Source organism: Kribbella sp. NBC_00889 (assembly GCF_045207705.1).
In the GTDB taxonomy this organism is placed as follows: domain Bacteria; phylum Actinomycetota; class Actinomycetes; order Propionibacteriales; family Kribbellaceae; genus Kribbella.
The window spans coordinates 4404061-4426591 of record NZ_CP108783.1; the positions used below are offsets into that span (position 1 = coordinate 4404061).

The following is a 22531-nucleotide window of genomic DNA, read 5'->3' on the forward strand; positions in this document are numbered from 1 at the left end:
ACACCTCGTTCAGAGTGATCGGGAGATGTGGTCCTTGAGCACCTCGTTGGCCCCGCCGTAGATCTTCTGGGCCCGCGCGTCGACGTACAGCCGGGAGATGAGGTACTCCCGCATGTAGCCGTAACCGCCGAACAGTTGCAGGCATCGATCGGTCACGTCGGACTGGTTCTGGGTCAGCCACCACTTCGCCATCGACGCTGTGGCCGGCTCGAGGGTGCCGTCGACGAACCGCTCGATGCAGTCGTCCACGAAGACCCGGGACGCCCGGACGATCGTCGCCAGCTCGGCGAGCTCGAGCCGGACGTGCTGCATCGCGAACAACGGACCGCCGAACGCTTCCCGCGTCTTGGTGTACGCGACGGTCTCTTCCAGCGCACGTTCCATCGCGGCCGCCGCGGTGACCGCGATGACCAAGCGCTCGCGAGGCAGCTCGGCCTTGAGGATCTCGAGTCCGCGACCTTCCTCCCCGACCAGGTGGCCGGCCGGCACGGACACGTCGTCGAAGAACAACTCCGCGGTGTCCGAGGCATGCCGGCCGAGCTTGTCGAGGGTGCGCCCGCGCCGGAAGCCCGGTGCGTCGGCTGTCTCGAGGGCGAGCAAGGAGATCCCGTTGCGTCCTGCCGCGGGGTCGGTCTTCGCAGCGACGACGACCAGATCGCAGCGGGCGCCGTTGCTGATGAACGTCTTGGAGCCGTTGATGACGTACTGGTCACCCTTGCGTTCGGCCCGGGTGACGATGTTCTTGAGGTCGCTGCCCGCGCCCGGCTCGGACATCGCCACGGCCCCGATGATGTCGCCGGTCGCCATCCCCGGCAGCCAGCGCCGCCGTTGCTCGTCAGTCCCGTACGTCGCAAGCAGCGGAGCAACCACCCCGCTGTGCACCATGTTGCCGAACCCGGTGTCGCCTGCCCGGGCCTGCTCACTCAGTACGACGGCGTCGTGGGCGAACGTGCCACCTCCCCCACCGAACTCGGCCGGCACCTCGCAGCACATCAGGCCGAGCGCGCCGGCCTTGTGCCACACCTCGCGGTCGACGTACTTCTGCTCGTCGAACCGTTCGAAGTGCGGGACGACCTCGGCCTCGAAGAAGGCGCGCGCGACCGCACCCAGCGCGACCGCCTCGTCGTCCGCCCAGCGTGGCCGCGCGGCGCGCCCGGACCTCGTTCCCGGGTCACCGGGCCGTGCGGCAGTGTCGGTGCTCATCGGTTCTCCTCCTGGAAGGCGTTCAGTTCACGGCTCGGTCGCGGTCGCCCCAGAAGCGGGCCCGCAGTTCCTTCTTGTCGACCTTGCCCAGCGGCGTGAGCGGAAGGGCATCCAGGAACTCGAGCCTCTTCGGCGCATGCACCGGACCCTTGCGCTCGCGGACGAGCGCGACGAGCTCGTCGGCCGTCACGGTCGCGCCCGGTGTCCTGACCACGAAGGCCGTCACCGCCTCGCCCCACTTCGGGTCCGGAACCCCGATCACCGCCGCGGCCGAGACCTCCGGATGCGTCACCACCGCGTCCTCGACCTCGCGCGGGTAGATGTTGAACCCACCGGTGATCAGCATGTCCTTCTTGCGATCGGTGAGGTACAGGAAGTTGTCCGCGTCGAAGCGGCCGACGTCACCGGTGTGCAGCCAGCCGTTGCGCAGCGTCTCCGCAGTCAGTTCCGGCTGCTTCCAGTAGCCGTCCATCACCAGAGGACCGCGAACGCAGACCTCTCCGAGCTCGCCGACCGCGCAAGGCTGGTCGTTCTCGTCGAGGACCGCGACGTCCAGCGTCGGATGCGGCTTGCCGCAGGACGCAAGCCGCTCTGGCCGCCCCGGATCATGGTCTTCCTTGCTGAGCGTCGTCACCGTGTTCGGCGCCTCGCTCTGTCCGAAGAACTGTACGAACACGGGGCCGAACACCTCGAGAGCCTGCTCGAGCCGGTCGGGTGACATCGGCGCCGCGCCGTACAGGATCGTCTGCAGGCTGGACAGATCCACCTCGTGCTCGGCGATGTAGTCGAGCAGCACGTAGATCATGCTCGGCACCAGGAAGGTCGCCGTGATCCGGTGCCTCTGCACGGTCTCGCAGAACTCCGCGGGATCGAAGCCCTTGGTCAGTACGACGCTTCCACCCTGGTGGAAGATCGGCGGCACGATGCCCTGGAGTGCGTGGGTCAGCGGCGTCGATCCCAGGAACCGCAGCTCGGTCGGGAGCTGCCAGTGCGCGACGGTGAGATAGAGGTGAGTGGCCAGCGAACGATGCGTGAGCATCACGCCCTTGGGCCGTCCGGTCGTCCCGCCGGTGTAGCCCAGCAACGCGACGTCGGACTCACGGGCGACGGATGGAATAACCCCGTCCGTGTCAGGCCCGGCGAGGACGTCGGATCCGGAGCCTCCACCGAGGAGCAGCACTCTCGGGCTCGGGTCCAGCTCGGCGGCGAGCGCCGCGCCGTGGTCGGAGTACTGCGCCGCATCAACCACGAGTGTGGTGATCTCGGCGTCGGTGCAGACGACGACGTGGTCGGCGAGGGATCCCATCGGGTGCAACGGCGTGTACCGCGCACCGAGCGACTGCGCCGCCGTCACCGCGGCGAAGGTCTCCGGCCGGTTCGGGGCGATCATCGCCACGCCGTCCCCCGGCTTGACCCCGGCATCCCGCATCGCGAACGCGATCCGTGAGATCAGCCGGCGCAGTTCGTCGTACGTCAGGTCACCGGTCGGCGTGGAGAACGCGACGCGATCCGGATAGTTCTGCAGTGACCGTGAGATCAGGTCGACGAAGGACGGTCGTCGATAGAGGTCCTCGATCATTTCTTCGATCCGGACCGTCGACGGATCCTCCGCAGCTCTGTCTCGAACCCGTCGAGCAGGCGGCGGACCCCGAACAGGTACTGCGCTTCCGGATCCTCCGGCACCACCTCGAGCAGATCCCGGAACGGCGAGTCGGCCGGTGTGTCCGCGTGCACGAAGTTGTCGGACACCCCGCGGGCGAACTCCTCGCTACCACCGCGGAACCGGGACACCTCCCACGCCAGTGCGCCGATGATGTGGTTGCGCAGAGCCATGAACCCGCGAATGGCCGACTCCTTCTCGAAGCCGGCCCCCTGGAGCAGCACGATCATGTCCAACCCGACCGCCTCCGTGTGCGGGCCGCGGACGTATGTCTGCAGGAGGATCTCGATCAGGGCCGGGTGGCGCAGCGCGCACTGCCGGGAGTCCAGCGCGAACTCCTCGAGCCGCACTCGCCAGGACCGCCCGTCCTTGGCGATCGCCGGGATCTCCGACACCGCGAGATCAGCGACGGCGTCCAGCAGCTCCTGCTTGTCGCTCAGGTGCCGGTACAGCGACATCGGGCTGCCGCCCAGCGCCTCGGCCACCCGGGCCATCGTGACGCCACTGAGCCCGTCGCGGTCGGCGATCTCGAGCGCCGCGGCCACCACCGTCTCCCGATCGAGCGCGCCGCGCGCCAACCGCGCTGACTTCTGCACCTTGCGCTGTGTCGCCACGGCGTGTCCTCCAGTCCGGTACGGCGTGGGTAGCTCTTGCACCCCTCTTGGCGTACCAGCATAGTGTATGGGCGTACGTAAGCGAATGGTTCGGGCCGAGATTCTCGTCCGCGACGCCGACACCACTGCCGAAGGAGCACACTGCCCATGACTTCAAGTCTCTGGCTGCACGGCGCAACCGTCGTCACAGCGACCGGGTCCGATCCCGAGCCGGCCGGAATCCTCGTCGAGGACGGAAGGATCACCCGGATCGGCGGATCAGTCCCTGCCGAGGCCGAGGTCGTCGACTGCACCGGACTGACCCTGACCCCCGGTCTGATCGACGCGCACGTCCATCTCGGCCTGGCCAGCGAACTCGAGCCGAGCGTCGGGTACGGGATGTCGGTGGCGGAGATCGCCGCCGACATGTTCTCCAACTGCGCCCAGACCCTTCGGTCCGGGTTCACCACGGTGCGGGACTGTGGCGGCATCGACGCCGGCCTCGCCCGTGTCGTTGCATCAGGCAAGCTTCCGGGTCCCCGGATCGTGCAGTGCGGCCCGATCCACTGCCAGACCGGCGGACACGGACACTACGCGTCCGAATGGGAGCCGACCCATGTGTGGAGCGAGATCGAGGTGCCCGGCCTGCGGACGCTGACAATGCTGGCCGACGGGCCTGACCAGATGCGCAGGAACGTGCGTGAATCGTTCCGGCGGGGCGCCGACTTCCTCAAGCTCTGCGTCACCGGCGGCGTCATCTCCAAGCACGACAAGCTCACCGACACCCAGTTCAGCGCTGAGGAGATCGCGGTGGCCGTCGCTGAGGCCGCCGCCAGGGGCACCTATGTCACCGTCCACGCCCTCAACGTCGATGGCATCCGCATGGCTGTCCTCGCCGGTGTTCGGTGTGTGGAACACGGCAGCGGGATCGACGAGGAGACGGCCGCCCTGATGGCCGAGCGCCAGGTCTCCCTCGTGCCCACGCTCACCGCGCTCGAGAGGCTGATCAGGAACATCGACGACCTCGGCCTGCCGAGTCACTTCGCCGACAAGGCATCCGGGGTACGCCAGGCGATGATCGACGGGCTGCTCGCCGCCACGGCCGCCGGTGTCCGGGTCGGCCTCGGGTCCGACGTCATCGGACCTGACCAGACCGGTCGGGGTGAGGAACTGACACTGCGGGCCGCGGCCCAATCCCCCATGGAAGCACTGATCGCGGCGACACGCGTCAACGCCGACCTGCTCGGGCTCGGCAGCGAGATCGGCACGCTCGAGGTCGGCAAGCAGGCCGACATCGTTGCCTTCGCGGGCAATCCGCTGGAGGACCCCAAGTTGTTCGCCGACCCGGACAGCGTCGTACTCGTCGTGCAGAACGGCGTGGTGGCGAAGGACGAACGGAAGTAGAAGCACGGCCGGTGGTCACCGCGTAGGCGGCGACCACCGGCCACGTTCATGCTCAGCCGCAGACGGCTTCCATCACGCGGACGAAGTTCAGGCCGAGCACCTTGGCGATGTCCTCGTCCGACCAGCCGCGCGCGACCAGGCCGCGGGTGATGTTCGGGAAGTCCCGGTAGTCGTCGAACCCGACCAGCTCCTGCGTCGCCACCAGCTTGTCCTCGGGCCTGAAGCCGGTCTCGGCGAAGATCGGCTGGAGCAGGTCGTCGAGCATCCACTTCGGCAGTTGCATCGGCCAGTCGGTGCCGATGGCAACGTGATCGACGCCGACGACGCCGGCGACGTACTCGATGTGGTCGAGCATCGCGTTGATCGTGACCGTCGGTCCCGCCCCGAGGAAGAACGGGACGGTCACGATGCCGATGATGCCGCCGGTGGCGGCCAGCGCGCGCAGCTCCTCGTCGCTCTTGCCCCGCGCGTGATCGAACACGCCTTGCGCCGCGGTGTGGGAGGCAACGACCGGTGCCTCCGACACCTCACAGGCGTCCAGTGTGGTCATCCGGCCGACGTGGCCGGTGTCGACGATGATGCCGAGTTCGTTCATGGCCTTCACGCTGGCCACGCCGAACGCGGACAGTCCGGCATCCGTCCGCTCGGTGCAGCCGACTCCGACAGTCGTCATGTTGTTGTACGTGAGCTGCATCATCCGCAGGCCGGCGTCGTGGGCCCAGGCCAGAGCGTCGAGGTCGCGCCACGGACCCAGCATGACCTGCGAACTGACCAGGCCGGCGTGAGCTCCGGTATCGTGCGCACGGCGGATGTCAGCGGCGGTCAGGGCCTTGATCAGCCAGGGGAAGTAGTCGAACTGCTTCTGCACGAAGGCGAACGACCACTCCCGGACGTGGCGTTCGTCGGACATCTCCACCTGGCGGTTCCCGCAGGTGATCCCGCTGGCGTCCCAATGCTCCTTCACCGCGTCCAGCCGGCCCGCCATCGCGCGGCGGAGCGGCGCCTCGAGACCACGGCTGAACGTCTCCATGGTGTCGTGGGTCTTCTCGAGGAGAGTGCGCAGTTCCTTGTTCATCTCCTCGTCGAACGCCCGGTACCCGACCGGGCCCTGGAACAGCACGTCGACGATGAGGCTTTCGCGATGCAGCCGCGCGGCACGCTCCTCCTGGGCCTCGTCCAAGCCGAAGTCGAACGTGCCGAACTGTTCCGTCATCAAGATCCTCCAGAGCTGTGGCGGTGCTGGTTGTCACCCATGCGGCGGACCAGCCGGTCCAGCAGGAACAGGAACTCCGGGTGTCCGGCTCCGTCGTCGCCGACGCCATAGGCGAAGGGCGGTTGGCCGGGGTGATCGGCCAAGGTCAGAGCCTGTGTTCCGATCGGTCGCAGCCGGACGGGCGGCGGATCCGAACGGTTGCGGCCGAGGACCGGGTCGGTGAATCTGGCTTGGTAGGAGAGCGCGTCGCCGTCGTCGCCGACGTTGAGCTCGCAGCCCCAACAGACATACCTGCCGTGGTAGCGGCTCTGCTTCGGCTCCGGACCGGACAGGTCGGGCGCAACCGGCGCGGGTAGGCCGAACCGGTCCTGCAGCAGAGCCTCGGCGATCTCCTGGTGGAACGGCATCGAGGCCGGCCCGCCGTTCGCAAAGGCGATGTACGCCGCACCGAGGTCGGGAACAACGCCGACCATGGCGATCCCGCCGTACGAACCACCGCCATGCGTGAGTACGACGTGATCGCCGTACTGCTTGCGCAGCCAACTGAGCCCCACCGAGCCCGTTTCCGGCACGGGGAAGTCGATCTGGTGTGCGGCCATCCGGTCGACGGTCTCCGGGCTGAGCAGGCGCCGCGCCGAGGTGATCGTCGGCAGATGGGAACTCACGAAGGTCAGCGTGTCCTCGACCGAGGTGATGAACGTCGTGCCTGCCGGCGCGAGGCACTGGGGCATCATGAACCGCTCACTGCGCACGAATCCGTCTGCTCCCGGATAGTGGCCGATCGCCATCCGGTGCAGGATCGCCTCCTCGGCCGTGAACATGCTGCGTTCCAGGCCCAGCGGCGCGAACAACCGCTGCCTCATCGCCGTCGAGTAGCCCTGACCGGTGACGACCTCGATGATCCGGCCGGCCAGCACGAAGCCGGCGTTGCTGTAGGAGAAGTACTCCCCCGGCCGGAACAACTGACCGACATCGGCGAGCAGCGGCACCCAGTTCGCGATCGCGTCGTCGCCCTCGCCGACGTCGGCGATCAGGTCCGATGCGTCGGTTCCGGTGGAGTGGGTGACGAGATGCCGTACAACCAGGGCATCCGCGGCCTCCGGGTCGCCGAGGACGAGCTCCGGCAGGTAGCGCTTGACCGGCGCGTCGAGGTCGACCAGTCCCTGCTCGACCAAGGACATCAGCAGCGTCGTGGTCCAGACCTTGGTGATCGAGCCGGTCAGGAACAGCGTGTCCGGCGTCATCTCGACGCCACTGGTCAGGTTCGCGAGTCCGGCGGCCGCGGTCTCGATCCGCCCGTCCTCGAGCACGCCCACCACGGCACCGGGTACGCCGGATCGGGCGACGAGTTCTTCCACTGTCTTCTGGAGTTCCGTCATCCGAGGTCTCCCATCATCCGAGGCAGGAGCGGACTGCCGCGGCCAGGCTCGACGCCCGCGGTTCGCCGGTCCGGAACGACCAGAGGTTCATGACGTAGCCGAAGCCGACCTCGGCATCCGGCTCGCCGAAGGCAACCGACCCGCCCGAGCCCGGGTGGCCGAACGACTTCGGCCCCGCCATGGGCAACGGCGGGCAGGCCCGCCAGAACCCGAGCGACATGTTGAAGGACCGGTCGGCCGGGAGGTCCAGATCCGCGGGCAGGCCGTGCATCCGCGTCTTGTCGGTCTGGATCTCGGTCGCCCGCTCGACCGTGGCGGGATCCAGCAGCCGTACGCCGTCCACGTCGCTGACCGTGGCGGCGTACATCCGGGCCAGCGAGCGCGCGTCGGTGAGCATGTTCCCGGCCGGGATCTCCGCTGCTCGGTACGCCCGCTGAGCGTTGAGGTCGGACGTGACCTCGAACGCGCCGCCGAGCGAGCCGGCCCGGGCCTGGATCGAGCCTTCGCCCCAGACTGCCTGGATCCACCGGGTCACCGTGTCGGCATCGAGACCGGTGGTCTCGATCATGCCCTCGGTCATCTCCTCCAGGCTGAGTGGAGCGGCGTACTCGATCCGCGCCACCTTCTGTTCCTGTTCCTCGGGAAGCCCGATCCAGGCGTTCAGCCCGAGTGGGCCGGCCACCTCGTCGGCGAAGAAGGTGCCGAGCGACTTGCCGGAGACCCGGCGTACGAGCTCGCCGACCAGGTACCCGTAGGTGATGCTGTGGTAGACGTGCTCGGTGCCCGGCTGCCACTCCGGCTTCTGAGCCTCGAGAGCGCGGATGACCGGATCCCAGGCATACGCCTGCTCCAACGTCAGCGGCCCGTCGACGACCGGCAGGCCGGACTGATGCGACAACAGCAGCCGCACCGGGATCTGGTCCTTGCCTCCGGCACCGAACTCGGGCCAGTACTCCACCACCGGTGCGTCGAGGTCCAGCTCGCCGCGCTGGGCCAGCAGGTGCGCACAGATCGCGGTCGCACCCTTCGTCGTGGAGGCGACGATGGCGATGGTGTCCTCGCGCCACGGCCGCTTGGTCTCGCTGTCGGCCAGGCCGCCCCACAGATCGACGACGGGACGGCCACCGACGTACACGCAGCACGCTGCGCCCACCTCACCGGGAGTCCCCTCGAAGTTCGCCCGGAACTGGTCGGCGACCTTCCCCCAACCGTCCTCGACGTGTCCGTGCACCGCAGGCTCGCTCGTTGTGGTCATGATGCTGTACGGCCCTTCTCGAAGGTGATGGTGATCGCTATCCGACCGGCGCGGGCGGGGTCTTGTACGTGAAGCACTTGCAGCCGGGGTCGAAGCTCGACGCGGCCGTCTTCTCCATGCCGTCATGCCGGTCAGGCCCGAACTTGGTCGCGCCGTCCAGCGTGAGGGCGCTGACGAAACCCGTTCCGATCTTCTCGATCCCGGGCACGAGCTTGTCGATCCCTCCCAGGCCACCGCTGTTGGCCAGGCCCTGCTGCAGCAGCCGCACCACGTCGCACGCCTGGTAGATGACGATCTGGTCGGTGACCTTCTGGACCGGCACGCCGTTGCTGCGGGCATCGTCGATACAGGTCTTCCGCACCTTGGCCTGCTCGGCCGGCGGCGCCGGCGGCTGGGTGACGTCCTGGTCGGGCATGCCGCCGAATCCGCGCATCTTCGCCAACTGGTCCGGCGGGTAGAGCTTCATCACGTCGGCCATGCCTTGCGGGTGGAACAGCAGGTACTGCGGCGACCATTTCTGCGCGTGTGCGCCCTGTGCGAAGTAGTAGATGATCCCGTTCTCGTACAGCGTCAGGATCATCACGCTGTCCACGGCCTGGGACTTGAACTTGAGGGCGAGGGACTGGACCTGGGCCAGGTTCGGACCGTTGTCGGCGTAGCCGTGGGCGCACTTGATGTCCGACTTGACGAGTTCGACGCCGGCCTTGTCTGCGAGCGGCTTCAGCGTGTTCTCGTAGGCGCGCTCGTTGTACGGGCAGTCCTCGATGACCACGCCGAGCTTGCTGCCGGAGGCAAGGAACTTCGCCTCGATTGCCTTGCTCATGATGCTCTTGACGCGGCGATCGATGCTCACCGCGTTCACCGCGATGACGCCGGGGTTGTCCTTGAGATCGGTGTCGTCGCCGATCGGCGATCCGTTCTGCCCCATGTACAGGATCGGAACGCCGGCGGTCATGAGGCACTTGTTGAAGGCCTGGTTGTAGATGAGGCCGTCGTACACCACCGCCTGGACCTGGTTGTCCTTCGTGAACCGCTGGCAGATCGCTTCGAACGCCGAGTCGAAGTTCGGGGTGGAGAAGTCGATCGTCTCGTCGACGACCTCCAGCTTCCGCTCCGCGACGCCGCCGCCGTCGTTGACGGCCTGGATCATCGCATGAGCCGAGGCCTTGTACGGGCTCACGACGCCGACGCCGTTCCGCTCGGCCTCGGCCCGGGTGTCGGTGATCAGCACGCCGATCTTGATCGGCCCGGACGTCGACGGCTTGAACTCCGTACCACTGCCCTTGACCGCCGTTCCACCACTACCGCCTTGCACGCCGCAAGCGACGAGGACAACTGCGCAGCACGCCGCCACAACGGCGCTCCGAATACGCATCATCGATCCTGACTCCTTTCTTCTCCCCGAGGTGTGCACGGTCAGCCGACCACTTGAGCGGCCACTGCCTTCAGTCCGTCGACGCCGGTGTCATCCGGGCCATGGAACGAGAACGAGTACCATGTGTCGCCCGCCAGTACCTGTACTTCGCGGGCGGCGATGTACGCCTGGTCGCCGAGGTCGATCGCCTTGGCTTTCGGGTACGCGCCCTTGGTCTGTTCGAACAGCTGTGCCAGCGTCATCCCGCTGGACTTGAGGTCGCCGCGAAGCCCGTCCTGGCGCAACACGGTGAGAGAGAACGTCGTGGCCGGGGTGCCGCCCGAGCTGGTCCAGACGCACTGGTCGGACCCGGTCTCCTCCTGATGGGTCGGAGCACCGGCACCGAAGGAGATCCCGAACTGTTGCTCCAGGCCACCAGGTGTCAACAGCTTGCAAGCGTCCACGGTGGCAGCGCCACTCTTGTTCTCGACCGTCGCGGACGGCGCGCCCTTCGCGGCCTCACCGGAGTTCCCACACCCACTGAGGGCAAGCACGAGGACCAGCAGAGATCCGGAGACACCAGCAACAGTCCTCATCGGCGGAACTCCTTCCTGTCAACCACGGGCTATGACGTATGCCCATACACTATGCTGATACGCCTAGGGTGAGCGCAAGGCTTTGCCGGGCAAATCTGCGAAGCCGGCAGCTCCGAGTGAGGAGAGACAATGGATTCCCTCGCAGGCCGTACGGCCTTTGTCACCGGAGGGGCACGCGGTATCGGACTGGCAATCGCTCGCTCGCTCGCCGACCGGGGTGTTTCCGTCGCGGTGGCCGACCTCGACGAACCGGCCTTGCACGCAGCCGATGCCGAGCTGTCCGCGGTGACGACCTCCCGTTCCTACATGCTCGACGTCCGCGATCGCCGGCGGTACGCCGAGATCGCGGACGCCGTCGAGGCAGAGCTGGGCCCTGTGAGCATCGTGGTCAACAACGCCGGCGTGATCGACTCCGTCGCACCGTCGCGGATGGACCACACCCTGTGGGACTACGTCATGGGGGTCAACGCGGGTGGCGTCTACAACGGCCTCCAGGCGTTCGTGCCACGCATGATCGAGCGCGGCCTCGGCGGACACATCGTCAACACGGCTTCAGCGGCAGGGCTCTTCGTCGACGGGCAGTCGCTGCTCTACAAGTCCGGATTCCTGTACCACGCGTCGAAGTACGCGGTCGTCGGCTTGAGCGAATCGCTGCGGGTGGAGCTGGCTCGCCACGGGATCGGCGTGAGCGTCCTGTGCCCCGGGCCGGTGGCCACCGACATGGTGGAGAACACTCAACGCTTCCGGCCCGCGGACGCACCGGTGCGCTCGGCAACGATCACGACCATCCTGGCGGCGGCTCAGAAGCTGGTGCGCGACGAAGGCGTTCAGCCATCGGTCGTGGGTGAACTCGTCGTCGACGCGATCATCCACGACCGGCCGTACATCCTCACGGCCCCCGACAACGCCGCACCGATCCGGTCCCGGATGGAAGCGCTGCTCGACGCCGTCCCCGAGGACCCGGCCCAGCCCGAGTAGGCCGACCGGTCGTCATCGGTCGGCCACGGCCAGGCCGGCGTCGGAGCGCTCGATCGCCTCGATGCTGCCGCCCAGGTACGCGTCGACGACCAGCGGGTCGGTCCGCACCTCGTCCGGCGTACCTTCGGCGATCAGGTGTCCGTCGGCCATCGCGATGATGCGATCGGAGATCCCCATGATGAGCGGAATGTCGTGCTCGATGACGACAAGCGTCAGGTCGAGCTCCTTCTTCAGGTCGACGAGCAGCGGTCCGAGCGCCTCGGTCTCGCGCTGGGCGACGCCGCTGGACGGTTCGTCGAGCAACAGGCAGATCGGCTGCAGCGCCACGAGACACGCGATCTCGGTGATGCGCCGGGTGCCGGTCGACAGCTCCTGGATCGACTTGTCCCGGTAGCGATCCAGCCCCATCGCCGAGATGAGCGTACGGGCCTGGCCTTCCTTCTTCCGTTCGCCGAGAGTCATACCGAGCGTCGACGCTACGAACCCCGTCGGCCGGACTCGCTCGAGCGAGAGCATGACGGTCTCTTTCACGGTCATCGTCGGGAACAGCGCCGCATCCTGGAACGATCGGATCAGGCCGCGCCGCGCGCGCCCTTCCGGGCCGACCTTGCTGATGTCCTCACTGTTGAAGAACACCTGTCCCGTGTCCGGTCTCGTGAAGCCCCCTAGCAGCTCGAACGTCGTCGTCTTGCCGGCGCCGTTCGGTCCGAGCAGTCCGACCGTTTCGCCGGCCCGTACGTCGAACGACACCCCGCGGACCGCGTGTACGCCGCCGAAGCTCTTGCGCAGATCGCGCGCCTCGAGCAGTGCCGCACCCGCCTCAGGGCGATCCGCGATCTCGGTGCGCGGTTCACCGACGCGCAGGTCGCTGACCCGGACGCCCCGGGCCGTCGCCGTACCGTCTGTTGTGTCCTCACCGGCGTACAACGGCTCGGGATCGATGCCGTGCCGGCGGGCGATGAACTTCACGATCCGGTCCCGGATCGGCGCGACGACCTGGATCAGGCCGCCCGGCTTCCACAGGATCAGCAGCAGTACTCCGAACTTCGTCGCCGCCAGTCCGATGTTGCCGATGTCAAGCAACGGCAGGCCGAGCACCCAGATCGCCCCGAGTACCGGACCGATCAGCACCGAGACGCCACCGAGCACTGTCATGACGACGACGTCGATGCTGGCCGACGTCGGGAAGGTCCCGGCACTGATGGTGGACAACGAGTGCGCGTACGTCGCCCCTCCGATGCCGGCGATGAACCCGCCGATCAGGTACCCCTGCAGTTTGACGACACTCGCCCGTACGGCGAACGCCCGCGCGTTCTCCTCGTTGTCGCGGATGGCGACGAGCAGGCGGCTGAATCCACTGCGCCGGATGTTTCGCGCCACCACCAGGGCAAGGACGAACAGCGCCAGCGCGAAGTAGTAGTACGAGCGGCCGGTGTCGAGCGCACCGATCGGCCACCCGGACGGCTTTCCCGGATCCTGACCGTCGCCGAGCATCCAGGGCTGCGTGAGCAGCCACAACGGCGCGGCCAGCGCGAAGCCGAGCGTGGTGACGGCGAGCATGAGGCCGCGGATGCGGAGCGCGGGCAGACCGATCAGCACCGAGACCAGTCCCGCGCCCAGACCGGCGAGCAGCAGCGCGAGCGGGAAGATGCCGGTGCTGCCGGCCACCTTGAACGAAATGACAGCGCCGATCGCGGCGACGGCGAACTGACCGAGCGTCAACTGCCCACCGAGACCGGTCAGGACACCGATCGACAATCCGACGATCGCGAAGGCCAGGATGCCGGTGAAGGTCACCGACAGGCCGTTGGAGATGAACAGCGGCAGGATCGCGAGCACCGCGATCGTCAGGATGCCGAACGCCGGGCCCATCGCACGCACTGCCCAGAGACTCTGCAGCTTCTCCGGGATCGGTCGCAGGCCGCGCACCGCCGCCCAACTGCCCTTCTCCTCGTCACGCCCACCGCGCCGGCGCTGCACCAGCAGTGCAACCAGGATGATGACGAACATGACCACTTCGACCAGACCCGACTGCGGGTAGTTCCACAGCAGCAACTGCTCGAGGATGCCGAGACCGACACCGCTGACCAGTGCGATGGGCAGGCTCTGCATCCGGCCGATGACAGCGGCGGTCAGCGCACGCAAGAGCAACGCGGGGCCGAAGCTGTCGGCACTGGCGAAGCCTTGCGTCGGGGCAGTGAGGATCGCGGTGAAAGCGGACAAGGCGCCGGCGATCGCCCACGCCAGGGTCGACATCCGGCTCGCGAAGATGCCGGACATCCGCGCGGCCTCCGGATTGGCCGCCGCGGCGCGGATGGCGAGACCGAACCGCGATCGCTTCAGGAACAGTGCGACCGCGAGAACGAACAGGGGCGACAGGAACAGCATGCCGGAGTACGCCTCCGTCACGTGCAGCGCGCCGACGTTGAAGACCGGCAACCACTCAGGCTGCGGATACAGCGGTCCGGATGCCGTCGAGTTGATCAGAGCGGCGAAGATGACCAGGAACTGGCCGATGCCCAGCGTCGCGACGATCGACACGATCCGCGGTGCGTTACGCAGCCGTCGTACGACGCCGGTCTCGGCGGCGGCCGCGGTCGCCGCCGACGCGAGCAACGCGATCACGAACGCGATCCAGTACGGAACGTGCCACTTCATCGCGACGACGCCGAAGAACGCCGCTCCGAACGCACCGATCTGTCCGTGCGCGAAGTTGATGATCCGGTTGCTCCGGTAGACCAGCACGATGCCGACTGCCAGCAAGCCGTAGGTCAAGCCAACGATCGTGCCGAGCATGATCACCGGCAGTGGCGTCTCCGCCTTGATGACGTCGTGCCGGTCGAGGACGACGGTCACGATCTTGGTCAGTACGACGGCGGCCGTGAACGCAGCCAGCTGGATGAGCGGCTTGCGGGCCCGCCGCAGCATCGCGGTCATCGCGCCGCTCCCGCACCGTGCAGGAAGACCGCGCGCAGCAGGTCGTCGCGAGCCAGAAGTTCGTCAGCGCGGCCGTCGAATCGCATCCCGCCCTTTTCCATGAAGTACGCGTGGTCGACCAGGTTCAGCGCGATGTTCACCGACTGCTCGACCAGCACCACGGCCGTGCCGTCGGCGTTGATCTGCCGAACCATGTCGAGGAGTTGACCGACGATCACCGGCGCCAGGCCGAGCGAGAGCTCGTCGATGAGCAGCAGGCGTGGACGGAGCATCAACGCCTTGGACAGCCCGAGCATCTGCTGCTCGCCCCCGGACAACGTCGAGGCCAGCGAGTTGCGGCGTTCGGCCAGTCGCGGGAACGCCTCGAGGCATCTCTCGATCGCGCTGTCGACGGCGCCACGTTCCTTGGCCATCGTGTAGCCGTAGCTGCGCAGGTTCTCGACGACGGTCATCGGCCCGAAGACCGCGCGGCCGCCGGGGACCTGGGTGATGCCCAGCCGCATCCGGCGTTCGGCGTCGAGGTAGGTGATCTCCTGGCCCCGGTAGCGCACACTGCCCGCGGTCGGCAGGCCGATGCCCGAGATGACCTTGAGCAGCGTCGACTTGCCGGCGCCGTTGACACCGAGCAGCGCGACCATCTCACCGTCGTCGATGGTGAAGTCGGTGTCGAAGAGGACCTGCAGCTGGCCGTACGAGAAGTTGATCCCGCGACAAGCCAGCAGCGGAAGGCGTCCGCCGCTCCGCTCGACCCGGCGGATCTCCTCGTCCTCGACCACCTCGTCGATCATCCGGTCGAGGTCGCCCTCGATGAAGGTGCCCGCGCTGGCGATGACGAACGCACCGATTACCCCGGGTACGGCGATCGCGACCATCGTGCCGCCGATCCCGTACTGCTCCTCGATGCCACCGAGTAGCAGTGCGCCGGCCGAACCACCGATCGCGACGAAGATCCCGGCCAGCGCCTGGGCGTGCGGCCGCATGTGGGCCGGCACGATCGAGAGCATCGAGATGCCGAGCATCGGCTGCAGGAGCCCGATGCACGCTCCGGCGATCCCGAAGCAGATCAGCATCGGCACGAACGCCGGCATCACGCCGCCCATCGCGATGAAGACGACCGCCCCCGCCAGCAGGAATCCGGCAGCCCGCAACACCCGCGCCGGCGAGGACCGGAACTGCTTCTCGCCGCGGCCTCCGTAGCCGATCAGGGCGAGGACGCCGATCCCGAAGAAGACCGAGAAGAACAGGCCGCGCTCCCCCGGGCCGAGGTTCCACCGCTGGTCGAGGAACACCGAGATGAAGGTGCCCAGCGGCACGGTGAGTACGCCGTACACCGCGAACCCGGCGAAGACCCTCCGGTTGGTGGGAATGAGCATCACGCGACGGCAGATCTCCCAGAACCCGAGGGCGACGTCCTTGGCCGCCAGCGAATCCGCCGACTCGCCGTGCTCCTCATGCACGCTGGCACGTAGCTGCTCGGAGTCCCACTTCCCGAACCCCGGGTCACGCAGCCGGATCGCACACAGCGTCAGCAGCAGCGAGGTGAGTCCCAGAGTCAGGAAGACGCCACGCCAGCTCAGACCGGCGACGGACGCGAGGATGCCGACCAGCAGCGGCGCCAGCGCCTGCCCGAAGGTGCCGATCGCGGTGTACGCCGTGAGCGCGCGTACCCGTGCGGCCGGTGGATAGCTGTCGGCGATGAGCGGCGCGTGCAGCGCGACGACCGATCCGGTGGCCAGGCCGTCGAGACAGAGAATGACGATGAGCGCGACCAGTGAAGTGACGAGTCCGGTCATCAGCGTGATGCAGCTCCACGCGATCCCGGTGACGATGCAGAGCATCGCGCGCCGCGCCCGGCTCTGGGACAGCCGCGCGATCGGCAGCGGCGCGATCGCGATGGCGAGCTGGTACAGCGCGCGGGCTCCGACGATGGCGGCGATCGAGATGCCGAGCGTGCGGCTGATCTCGGGCGTCAGGACCGTGAACGCATAACTCTGGAACGCACCGGTGACGAACAACAGGCCCAAGGCAATCATCGGGTAGTAGCTCAGGTTGTGCTTGCGGACGAGTGACCGGAAGCTCTCCGTGTTCTCGTCGCCGGTGACCCCGAGCGTCGCGCGGGCCTGCTCGCGCAGCGCCGCGCCGGCCTGGTCCACCTCCTGCAGAGCCGCTTGCTGGTTCGCCCGCAGTTCTTCTCGGTCTGACACGTCAGAACCCCGCCTTCCGGACCCGGACTTCGAGGTCCCAGGCCGATTCACCGATGCGATGCCCGGAGGTGTCCATGAGCACGATCGTGATGGTGTGGAGTTGCACCTTCTCCTCGCTGCCGGGCAGATCCGGGATCGTCGGAATCTCGACCTCGCCGCTCGTCGTGGTGTAGACGTCGTGCTTGGCCAGGTAGTCCTGGTCGGGGCACGTCGGCGACTCCTCGCAGGACGGGTCGCCGTCGGCCACGTCGTCCATCGTGTGGCCGGGCTTGACCGGCTTCTGATCGACGAAGACGGCGAAGTAGCCGGCCTCGTCCGACGGCGCCTCGCTGCCCTCCGCCGCGACCCGGAAGTCGTCCATCGTCCAGCTGACGGTGACCGGAGTACCCACGGTCGACCGGGCTTCGGGGCCGGCGAAGTGCAACCGGTCGTCCACCCGGAAGTTCAGCTGGGCGAGGCCACATCCGGACAAGGAGATGACGGCAACCATCGCCATCGCGCCCCGCACAAGCCAGCGTCCGCCCATACTGTGCACCTCTCCGCGATCACGTATGCACGTACACTATGTGCGTACGCCGACGGTTTCGCAAGCGATTGTTCCGCGGACGACGTCCGCGATCGTGGTTGCCGCGGCCAACAGCTCGGCCCGGGTATGCGCGGCCGATACCTGCAGCCGGATCCGTGCCGTGTCAGCGGACACGACGGGGTAGGTCAGGGCGACCGCGAGGATGTCGCGCCGCAGCAGCTCGGCGGCCGCGGCCCGGGCGATGCCGGCGTCACTCAGGATGATCGGGATGATCGGGTGATTGCCGTCCGGCACGACGAGGCCATGACGCTTGAGTTCGCTGCGCAGCAGAGCCGTGTTGTCCAGCATCCGCGAACGGCGGTCGTCGTCGCGCTCGAGCAGGCGCAGCGCGTGCCGGGCCACCTCGACCTGCACGGGCGGGAGTGCGTTGGAGAACACATACGGGCGCGCCTTCTGGCGCAGCAGGTCGACGAACTCGCGCCGGCCACTGACGAAGCCGCCTCCTGCGCCGCCCAGGGCCTTGCCGAAGGTTCCGGTCACCAGGTCCACCCGCCCTGCGACTCCGGGCTCGCACACGGTGCCCCGACCGTGGTTGCCGAGTACGCCGGTCCCGTGCGAGTCGTCGACGACGAGCAACGCGTCGTACTCATCGGCGAGGTCGCACAGAGCCACCAGGTCGGGGCTGCCGCCATCCATCGAGAAGACGCCGTCGGTGACGATCAGCCGACGCCGGGCATCGCCGGATGCCGCGAGCTCCCTCCGAAGATTCTCGAGGTCGCGGGACGGGTAGATCGCCCGGCGTGCCCGGCACAGGCGAAGACCGTCGATGATCGATGCGTGGTTCGCGGCATCGGAGATCGCGACATCGTCAGGTCCGAGCAGCACCTCGAACAGGCCGGTGTTCGCGTCGAAGCAGGACGTGAACAGCAGCGACGCCTCGGTGCCGAGGAAGGTACTCAGCTCCTGCTCGAGTTGCAGATGCGCCGTCGACGTACCGGAGATGATCCGGCCGGAGGCGTAGCCGAACCCGAGCCGGTCGAGTGCCTCGTGCGCCACCCGGCGTACGTCGGGATCGTTCGCGAGCCCGAGGTAGTCGTTGGAGCAGAGATTGAGGAGCTCGCGCCCATCGCTGGTGCGGATCCGCGGGCCTTGCGGTCCGTCCAGTATCACCACGGCGGCATCAGACCATCAGCTCCCCGCCGTTGATGTCGACCGACGCCCCGGTGATGTACGCCGCCTGGTCGCTGGCGAGGAAGGCCACCAGTTCGCCGACCTCCGACGGCTGCCCGATCCGTGGGACCGGCAGACCACCGAGGTACGCGTCAAGATCCCGCCCGGCCGCAAGCGAGCGCGCCATCTCGGTCTCGAAGAGACCTGGGCACACCGCATTCACTGTGATGCCGAGCGGGCCGAGCTCCTGAGCCACGGCGCGCGTCAGGCCGAGGAGCCCAGCCTTCGCAGTGGTGTAGTGCGCACCGCCCAGGGTGGAGACGTTCTTGCCCGCGGTCGAGGAGAAGTTCACGATCCGGCCCCAGCCGGCCGCGCGCATCCCCGGTAGACATGCCTGCGTCATCAGGAACGTGCCGGTAATGGACACGCCCAGGACGCTCTGCCACTCGTCGAGACTGATGTCGGCGAACCGGGTGGAGCGAGCGATCCCGGCGGCGTTGACCAGGATCGACACATCGCCGAGCCGGTCCACCACCTCCTCGTGGGCGCTGCGGACCTGATCGGGCGACGTCACGTCCGCGGTCACAGAGATGGCTTTGCCGGGCAGGTCCTTCGGTGGCAGCCGATCGACGACGGCCACGGCCGTTCCGCGGGCCAGCAGCGACTCGACACAGGCCCGTCCCAGGCCGCCGGCCCCGCCGGTCACCACAGCGACGCGCGCCGACTCGGTTGGTGCGAACATCCCGATGCCTCCGTCCCGAACTTGACTGCCGATTCACGCTATGAGTGCGCTCAGAGCCGGGCTAGCTCGCTTCGTCGGAAGCGGGTGACGGGTTTTCCTGCGCCTGTAGGGCGCAACCGCGATCAGGCTGAACCAATGATGGTTCGGTGACTGCAACCATCGTGAGCGGATTCGTCGCCGAGGGAACGAGCGAGGGCCAACCGGTCGCGTGCTACGACCTGACCTCGTCGGAGCAGTGCGATGGCGAGGCGCTCGAGCTGGTCCAGGCTGACTACTTCAAGACCCGCGGAGGCGACCCGTCGGCGATCGTCGCTGTGGTGTTCGCACCGTCGACGGACGACGCCGACTACGGGCTCAGGTTCGTCGCCGCGCACGGGCCGCTGGGCGGATGTGGCGAGGCGACCTTGTTCGCCACGGCCATGTGCACCAACCCGAGCACGGACCCCGCGGTGACGTTCGAGACGGCGGCCGGTGTCATCGTCGGCAGGAACCTCAGCTCCGGCCGAGTCGCTGTCGACATGCCCGCGGTGGCGCGCACGTCGGTTCGTCAGCAGGTCGACTACCTCGGCAGGCCCCTTCGGATCAGGTCGGCATCGGCCGGCGGCAACCGCTTCGCGGCCGTCACCGCCTCCGACCTCGGCACACAGCTCGACCGGTTCTCGTTCCACGAGCTCACGGTCGCGGGGCACGACCTCCTCAGCCGGCTGCGCGGGCCGGCGAGCGACATCCCGGCGCCGGACATGCTCCTGATCACTGAACCGGTGACCGGATTGTCGACCCGCAGCGCGGTGGTCTGGGGTGACGGCGTACTCAATCGCGGTCCGTGTGGAACCGGCACCTGCGTTCGCTACGTGCTCGCTGTCGAAGACGGCGAGGTCTGCGCGGGAGCGCCACTGGTTCACGCAAGCCCGTTCGGCCACTCCTTCGAGGCGCAGTCGATCGGGTCGGGCACGATCGATCAGCTGGACATCATGCTGTCCGGCCTCGTCACGATGGACTAGGAGACGACGTGCACAAGGTCTACGTCATCGGCGTCGGTATGACGAAGTTCGAGAAGCCGGGCCGCCGGAAGGGCTGGGACTACCCGGCGATGGCCAAGGAGTCCGGCAGCAAGGCGCTGGACGACGCCGGCATCACCTTCGACCGGATCGAGCAGGCCCACGTCGGCTACGTGTTCGGCGACTCCACCTGCGGCCAGCGCGCGGTCTACGAGCTGGGCATGACCGGCATCCCGATCACCAACGTGAACAACAACTGCTCGACCGGGTCGACCGCGCTGTACCTGGCCGCGAGCGCGATCCGCGGCGGTCTGGCCGACTGCACGCTCGCGCTCGGCTTCGAGAAGATGCAGCCCGGTTCGCTCGCCGCGGCGTACGACGACCGCGAATGGCCGGTCGCGAAGCACGTCCGGGCGCTGGCTGAGATGCGCGAGTTCGCCTCCCCGCCGGCGCCGTGGATGTACGGCGTCGCCGGGTTGGAGCACAACGAGCGGTACGGCTCGACACCGGAACACTTCGCGAAGATCGCGGCCAAGAACCACCGGCACTCGGCGAACAACCCGTACGCGCAGTTCCAGGACGTCTACACCGTCGACGACATCAAGAACGCCAAGACGGTCTACGCCGACGCGGGCCTGACCAGACTGATGTGCTCGCCGACGTCCGACGGTTCCGGCGCCGCGGTACTCGCGAGCGAGCGGTTCGTCGAGGCGAACGACCTCGGTGACCGCGCCGTCGAGATCGTCGGCCAGGCGATGGTCACCGACCTGCCCTCGACCTTCGACACCAACAGCGCGATCAATCTGGTCGGCACGGACATGAGCCGTACGGCGGCCGACCAGGTCTACGCGCAGACCGGGCTCACCCCCGACGACCTCGACGTGATCGAACTGCACGACTGCTTCGCACCGAACGAGCTGTTCACCTACGAGGCCCTCGGCCTGGCCGCGGAAGGCGAGGGGCACAAGCTGGTCGACGGCAACGACACGACGTACGGCGGCCGCTGGGTCGTCAACCCGTCCGGCGGGCTGATCTCCAAGGGCCATCCGCTCGGCGCCACCGGCCTCGCACAATGCGCGGAGCTCACGTGGCAGCTCCGCGGCGAGGCCGGTGCCCGCCAGGTGGACGGCGCAGCCGTCGCCCTCCAGCACAACATCGGCCTCGGCGGCGCCGTCGTCGTGACCGCCTACCAGCCCGCCGACCGCTGAGGCCGGTCAGGACAGGATCGTGCTGACCTCGGCCAGTTGATCCTTGGTGAGAGGGCCGTGGTCGAGGGCGCCAGCGTTCTCCTCCACCTGGGCTACTGTCTTGAAGCCGGGGATGGGGACGAAGGCTTCGCTGCGGGACCAGAGCCAGGCGAGGGCGCCTTGGGCCAGGGTGCGGCCGTCCGACGCCAGGATGTCGCGGACGGCGTCGAGGCGGCGGAGCGACTCGGCCTGGTCGCCGGTGCGGAAGTTCCAGCCGTGGCGTACGTCGTCCGCCGGGAGGGTGCTGTTCTCGTCGAACTTCCCGGTCAGCAGGCCCATACCGAGTGGACCGCGGACGATGCTTGCCAGGCCGTGCTGCTCGCACAGGTCCAGCACCTCGCCATTGCCGCCGAACACGTTGAAGTGCTGCTGGATCGCCTGGCAGTGCTCGCTCTTCGCGAAGACCGCGGCCCGCTCCGGGCTGTCCGTACTCCAGCCGATCGCCCGAACCTTGCCTGCAGCGACCAGTTCCTCGAAGACCGCGAGGACGTCGTCCGCCTTCGCCAGGTCGTGGCCACCCAGGTGGAACTGGTACAGGTCGAGGTGGTCCGTCCCGAGTCGCCGCAGTGACTCGTCACAGGCCCAGCGGATGTAGTCCGGGTCGCCGTTCTCCCCCGGTGCCTCGCGGGTCTCCTCGACGTACGTGTAGCCGGCCTTCGATGCGATCACGATGTCGTCGCGGACGTCGCCGAGCGCGGCCGCGATCAGCTTCTCGCTGTGGCCGCAGCCGTAGACGTCGGCGGTGTCGAAGAACGTGACCCCGAGATCGTACGCGCGCCGCAGCGCCCGCTTCGACTCGTCGTCGTCGATCACCCCCCAACCAACCGGACTCCCCTGCCGTGCGTGTGGCCCGCCGATCGCCCAGCACCCCATCCCGAGCGCACTGACCTCCGGTCCACCGTCGCCGAGCGAACGCTGTGCTGCCTTCGTCATCCGGTCCTCCGAACCGTTGGGGAACGTCTCCAGCATCCTGTTCACGATCCCTGCACACAGTCCAACAGGGAATTCTGCTGGCCCCGACAACTCGCAGTACTGAGTCAGAGGCCGGTCGGGCCTCCCGGTCGGGCGGCTT

18 protein-coding genes are annotated in these 22531 nt (G+C 67.9%); 4 read left to right on the forward strand and 14 right to left on the reverse strand.

Annotated features, from left to right (window positions below; all coding sequences use genetic code 11):
* Window positions 1-9: 9 nt before the first annotated feature.
* From OG817_RS21265 to OG817_RS21275, 3 genes are read right to left on the reverse strand one after another with little or no spacing between them, the layout of a single operon-like run.
* Window positions 10-1203 (reverse strand): acyl-CoA dehydrogenase family protein, encoded by a 1194-nt coding sequence (locus OG817_RS21265; protein ID WP_406057141.1) that lies wholly within the window; start codon window positions 1201-1203, stop codon window positions 10-12.
* Window positions 1204-1225: 22 nt separating this feature from the next.
* Window positions 1226-2782, reverse strand: a complete 1557-nt coding sequence (locus OG817_RS21270; protein WP_406057143.1) for an AMP-binding protein — start codon at window positions 2780-2782, stop codon at window positions 1226-1228.
* A complete protein-coding gene (locus OG817_RS21275) occupies window positions 2779-3477 on the reverse strand; it encodes a TetR/AcrR family transcriptional regulator (protein ID WP_396389261.1) in 699 nt (232 codons plus the stop codon). The genes OG817_RS21270 and OG817_RS21275 overlap by 4 nt, the downstream gene beginning before the upstream one ends.
* A gap of 147 nt (window positions 3478-3624) precedes the next feature.
* On the opposite strand from OG817_RS21275, the gene OG817_RS21280 reads away from it, so the two are divergent.
* Entirely contained in the window at window positions 3625-4860 is a 1236-nt protein-coding gene (locus tag OG817_RS21280; RefSeq protein WP_406057145.1) for an amidohydrolase family protein, read from the forward strand.
* Window positions 4861-4912: 52 nt separating this feature from the next.
* On the opposite strand, the gene OG817_RS21285 is transcribed toward OG817_RS21280, so the two are convergent.
* The 5 genes from OG817_RS21285 to OG817_RS21305 are packed head-to-tail and all read right to left on the reverse strand — an operon-like array spanning window position 4913 to window position 10657.
* Window positions 4913-6073 (reverse strand): dipeptidase, encoded by a 1161-nt coding sequence (locus OG817_RS21285; protein ID WP_406057147.1) that lies wholly within the window; start codon window positions 6071-6073, stop codon window positions 4913-4915.
* Window positions 6073-7452 carry a serine hydrolase domain-containing protein gene (locus tag OG817_RS21290; protein WP_406057149.1) on the reverse strand — a complete coding sequence of 460 codons (1380 nt, stop codon included), beginning with the start codon at window positions 7450-7452 and terminating at the stop codon, window positions 6073-6075. The genes OG817_RS21285 and OG817_RS21290 overlap by 1 nt, the downstream gene beginning before the upstream one ends.
* Before the next feature lie 13 nt (window positions 7453-7465).
* Window positions 7466-8707 (reverse strand): serine hydrolase domain-containing protein, encoded by a 1242-nt coding sequence (locus tag OG817_RS21295; protein ID WP_406057151.1) that lies wholly within the window; start codon window positions 8705-8707, stop codon window positions 7466-7468.
* A 37-nt stretch (window positions 8708-8744) separates the two neighbouring features.
* Window positions 8745-10085: an ABC transporter substrate-binding protein gene (locus tag OG817_RS21300; RefSeq protein WP_406057154.1), complete on the reverse strand. Its 1341-nt coding sequence runs from the start codon at window positions 10083-10085 to the stop codon at window positions 8745-8747.
* 38 nt (window positions 10086-10123) lie between these two features.
* On the reverse strand, window positions 10124-10657 hold the full coding sequence (locus OG817_RS21305) for a hypothetical protein (protein ID WP_406057156.1): 534 nt from the start codon (window positions 10655-10657) through the stop codon (window positions 10124-10126).
* Between the two features lie 129 nt (window positions 10658-10786).
* Between OG817_RS21305 and OG817_RS21310 the strand changes: the two genes are divergently transcribed.
* Window positions 10787-11635 carry an SDR family oxidoreductase gene (locus OG817_RS21310; RefSeq protein ID WP_406057158.1) on the forward strand — a complete coding sequence of 283 codons (849 nt, stop codon included), beginning with the start codon at window positions 10787-10789 and terminating at the stop codon, window positions 11633-11635.
* A 12-nt stretch (window positions 11636-11647) separates the two neighbouring features.
* Here OG817_RS21310 and OG817_RS21315 read toward each other — a convergent pair whose 3' ends face one another.
* Genes OG817_RS21315 through OG817_RS21335 form a run of 5 tightly spaced genes read right to left on the reverse strand, consistent with a single transcriptional unit; the run spans window position 11648 to window position 19214 of the window.
* Window positions 11648-14572 carry an ABC transporter permease subunit gene (locus OG817_RS21315; RefSeq protein WP_406057160.1) on the reverse strand — a complete coding sequence of 975 codons (2925 nt, stop codon included), beginning with the start codon at window positions 14570-14572 and terminating at the stop codon, window positions 11648-11650.
* Entirely contained in the window at window positions 14569-16776 is a 2208-nt protein-coding gene (locus OG817_RS21320) for an MFS transporter (RefSeq protein WP_406057162.1), read from the reverse strand. Before OG817_RS21320 ends, OG817_RS21315 begins: the two co-directional genes overlap by 4 nt.
* 1 nt (window position 16777) lies before the next feature.
* Window positions 16778-17302 (reverse strand): hypothetical protein, encoded by a 525-nt coding sequence (locus tag OG817_RS21325; protein WP_406057164.1) that lies wholly within the window; start codon window positions 17300-17302, stop codon window positions 16778-16780.
* Between the two features lie 36 nt (window positions 17303-17338).
* A complete protein-coding gene (locus tag OG817_RS21330) occupies window positions 17339-18475 on the reverse strand; it encodes a glycine C-acetyltransferase (RefSeq protein ID WP_406057166.1) in 1137 nt (378 codons plus the stop codon).
* Window positions 18476-18482: 7 nt separating this feature from the next.
* A complete protein-coding gene (locus tag OG817_RS21335; RefSeq protein ID WP_406057168.1) occupies window positions 18483-19214 on the reverse strand; it encodes an SDR family NAD(P)-dependent oxidoreductase in 732 nt (243 codons plus the stop codon).
* Window positions 19215-19360: 146 nt separating this feature from the next.
* On the opposite strand from OG817_RS21335, the gene OG817_RS21340 reads away from it, so the two are divergent.
* Both OG817_RS21340 and OG817_RS21345 read left to right on the forward strand, forming a co-directional pair.
* Entirely contained in the window at window positions 19361-20215 is an 855-nt protein-coding gene (locus OG817_RS21340; protein WP_406057170.1) for a proline racemase family protein, read from the forward strand.
* 8 nt (window positions 20216-20223) lie between these two features.
* On the forward strand, window positions 20224-21420 hold the full coding sequence (locus tag OG817_RS21345) for a lipid-transfer protein (protein ID WP_406057172.1): 1197 nt from the start codon (window positions 20224-20226) through the stop codon (window positions 21418-21420).
* A gap of 6 nt (window positions 21421-21426) precedes the next feature.
* On the opposite strand, the gene OG817_RS21350 is transcribed toward OG817_RS21345, so the two are convergent.
* On the reverse strand, window positions 21427-22428 hold the full coding sequence (locus tag OG817_RS21350) for an aldo/keto reductase (RefSeq protein WP_406057174.1): 1002 nt from the start codon (window positions 22426-22428) through the stop codon (window positions 21427-21429).
* Window positions 22429-22531: the final 103 nt, after the last annotated feature.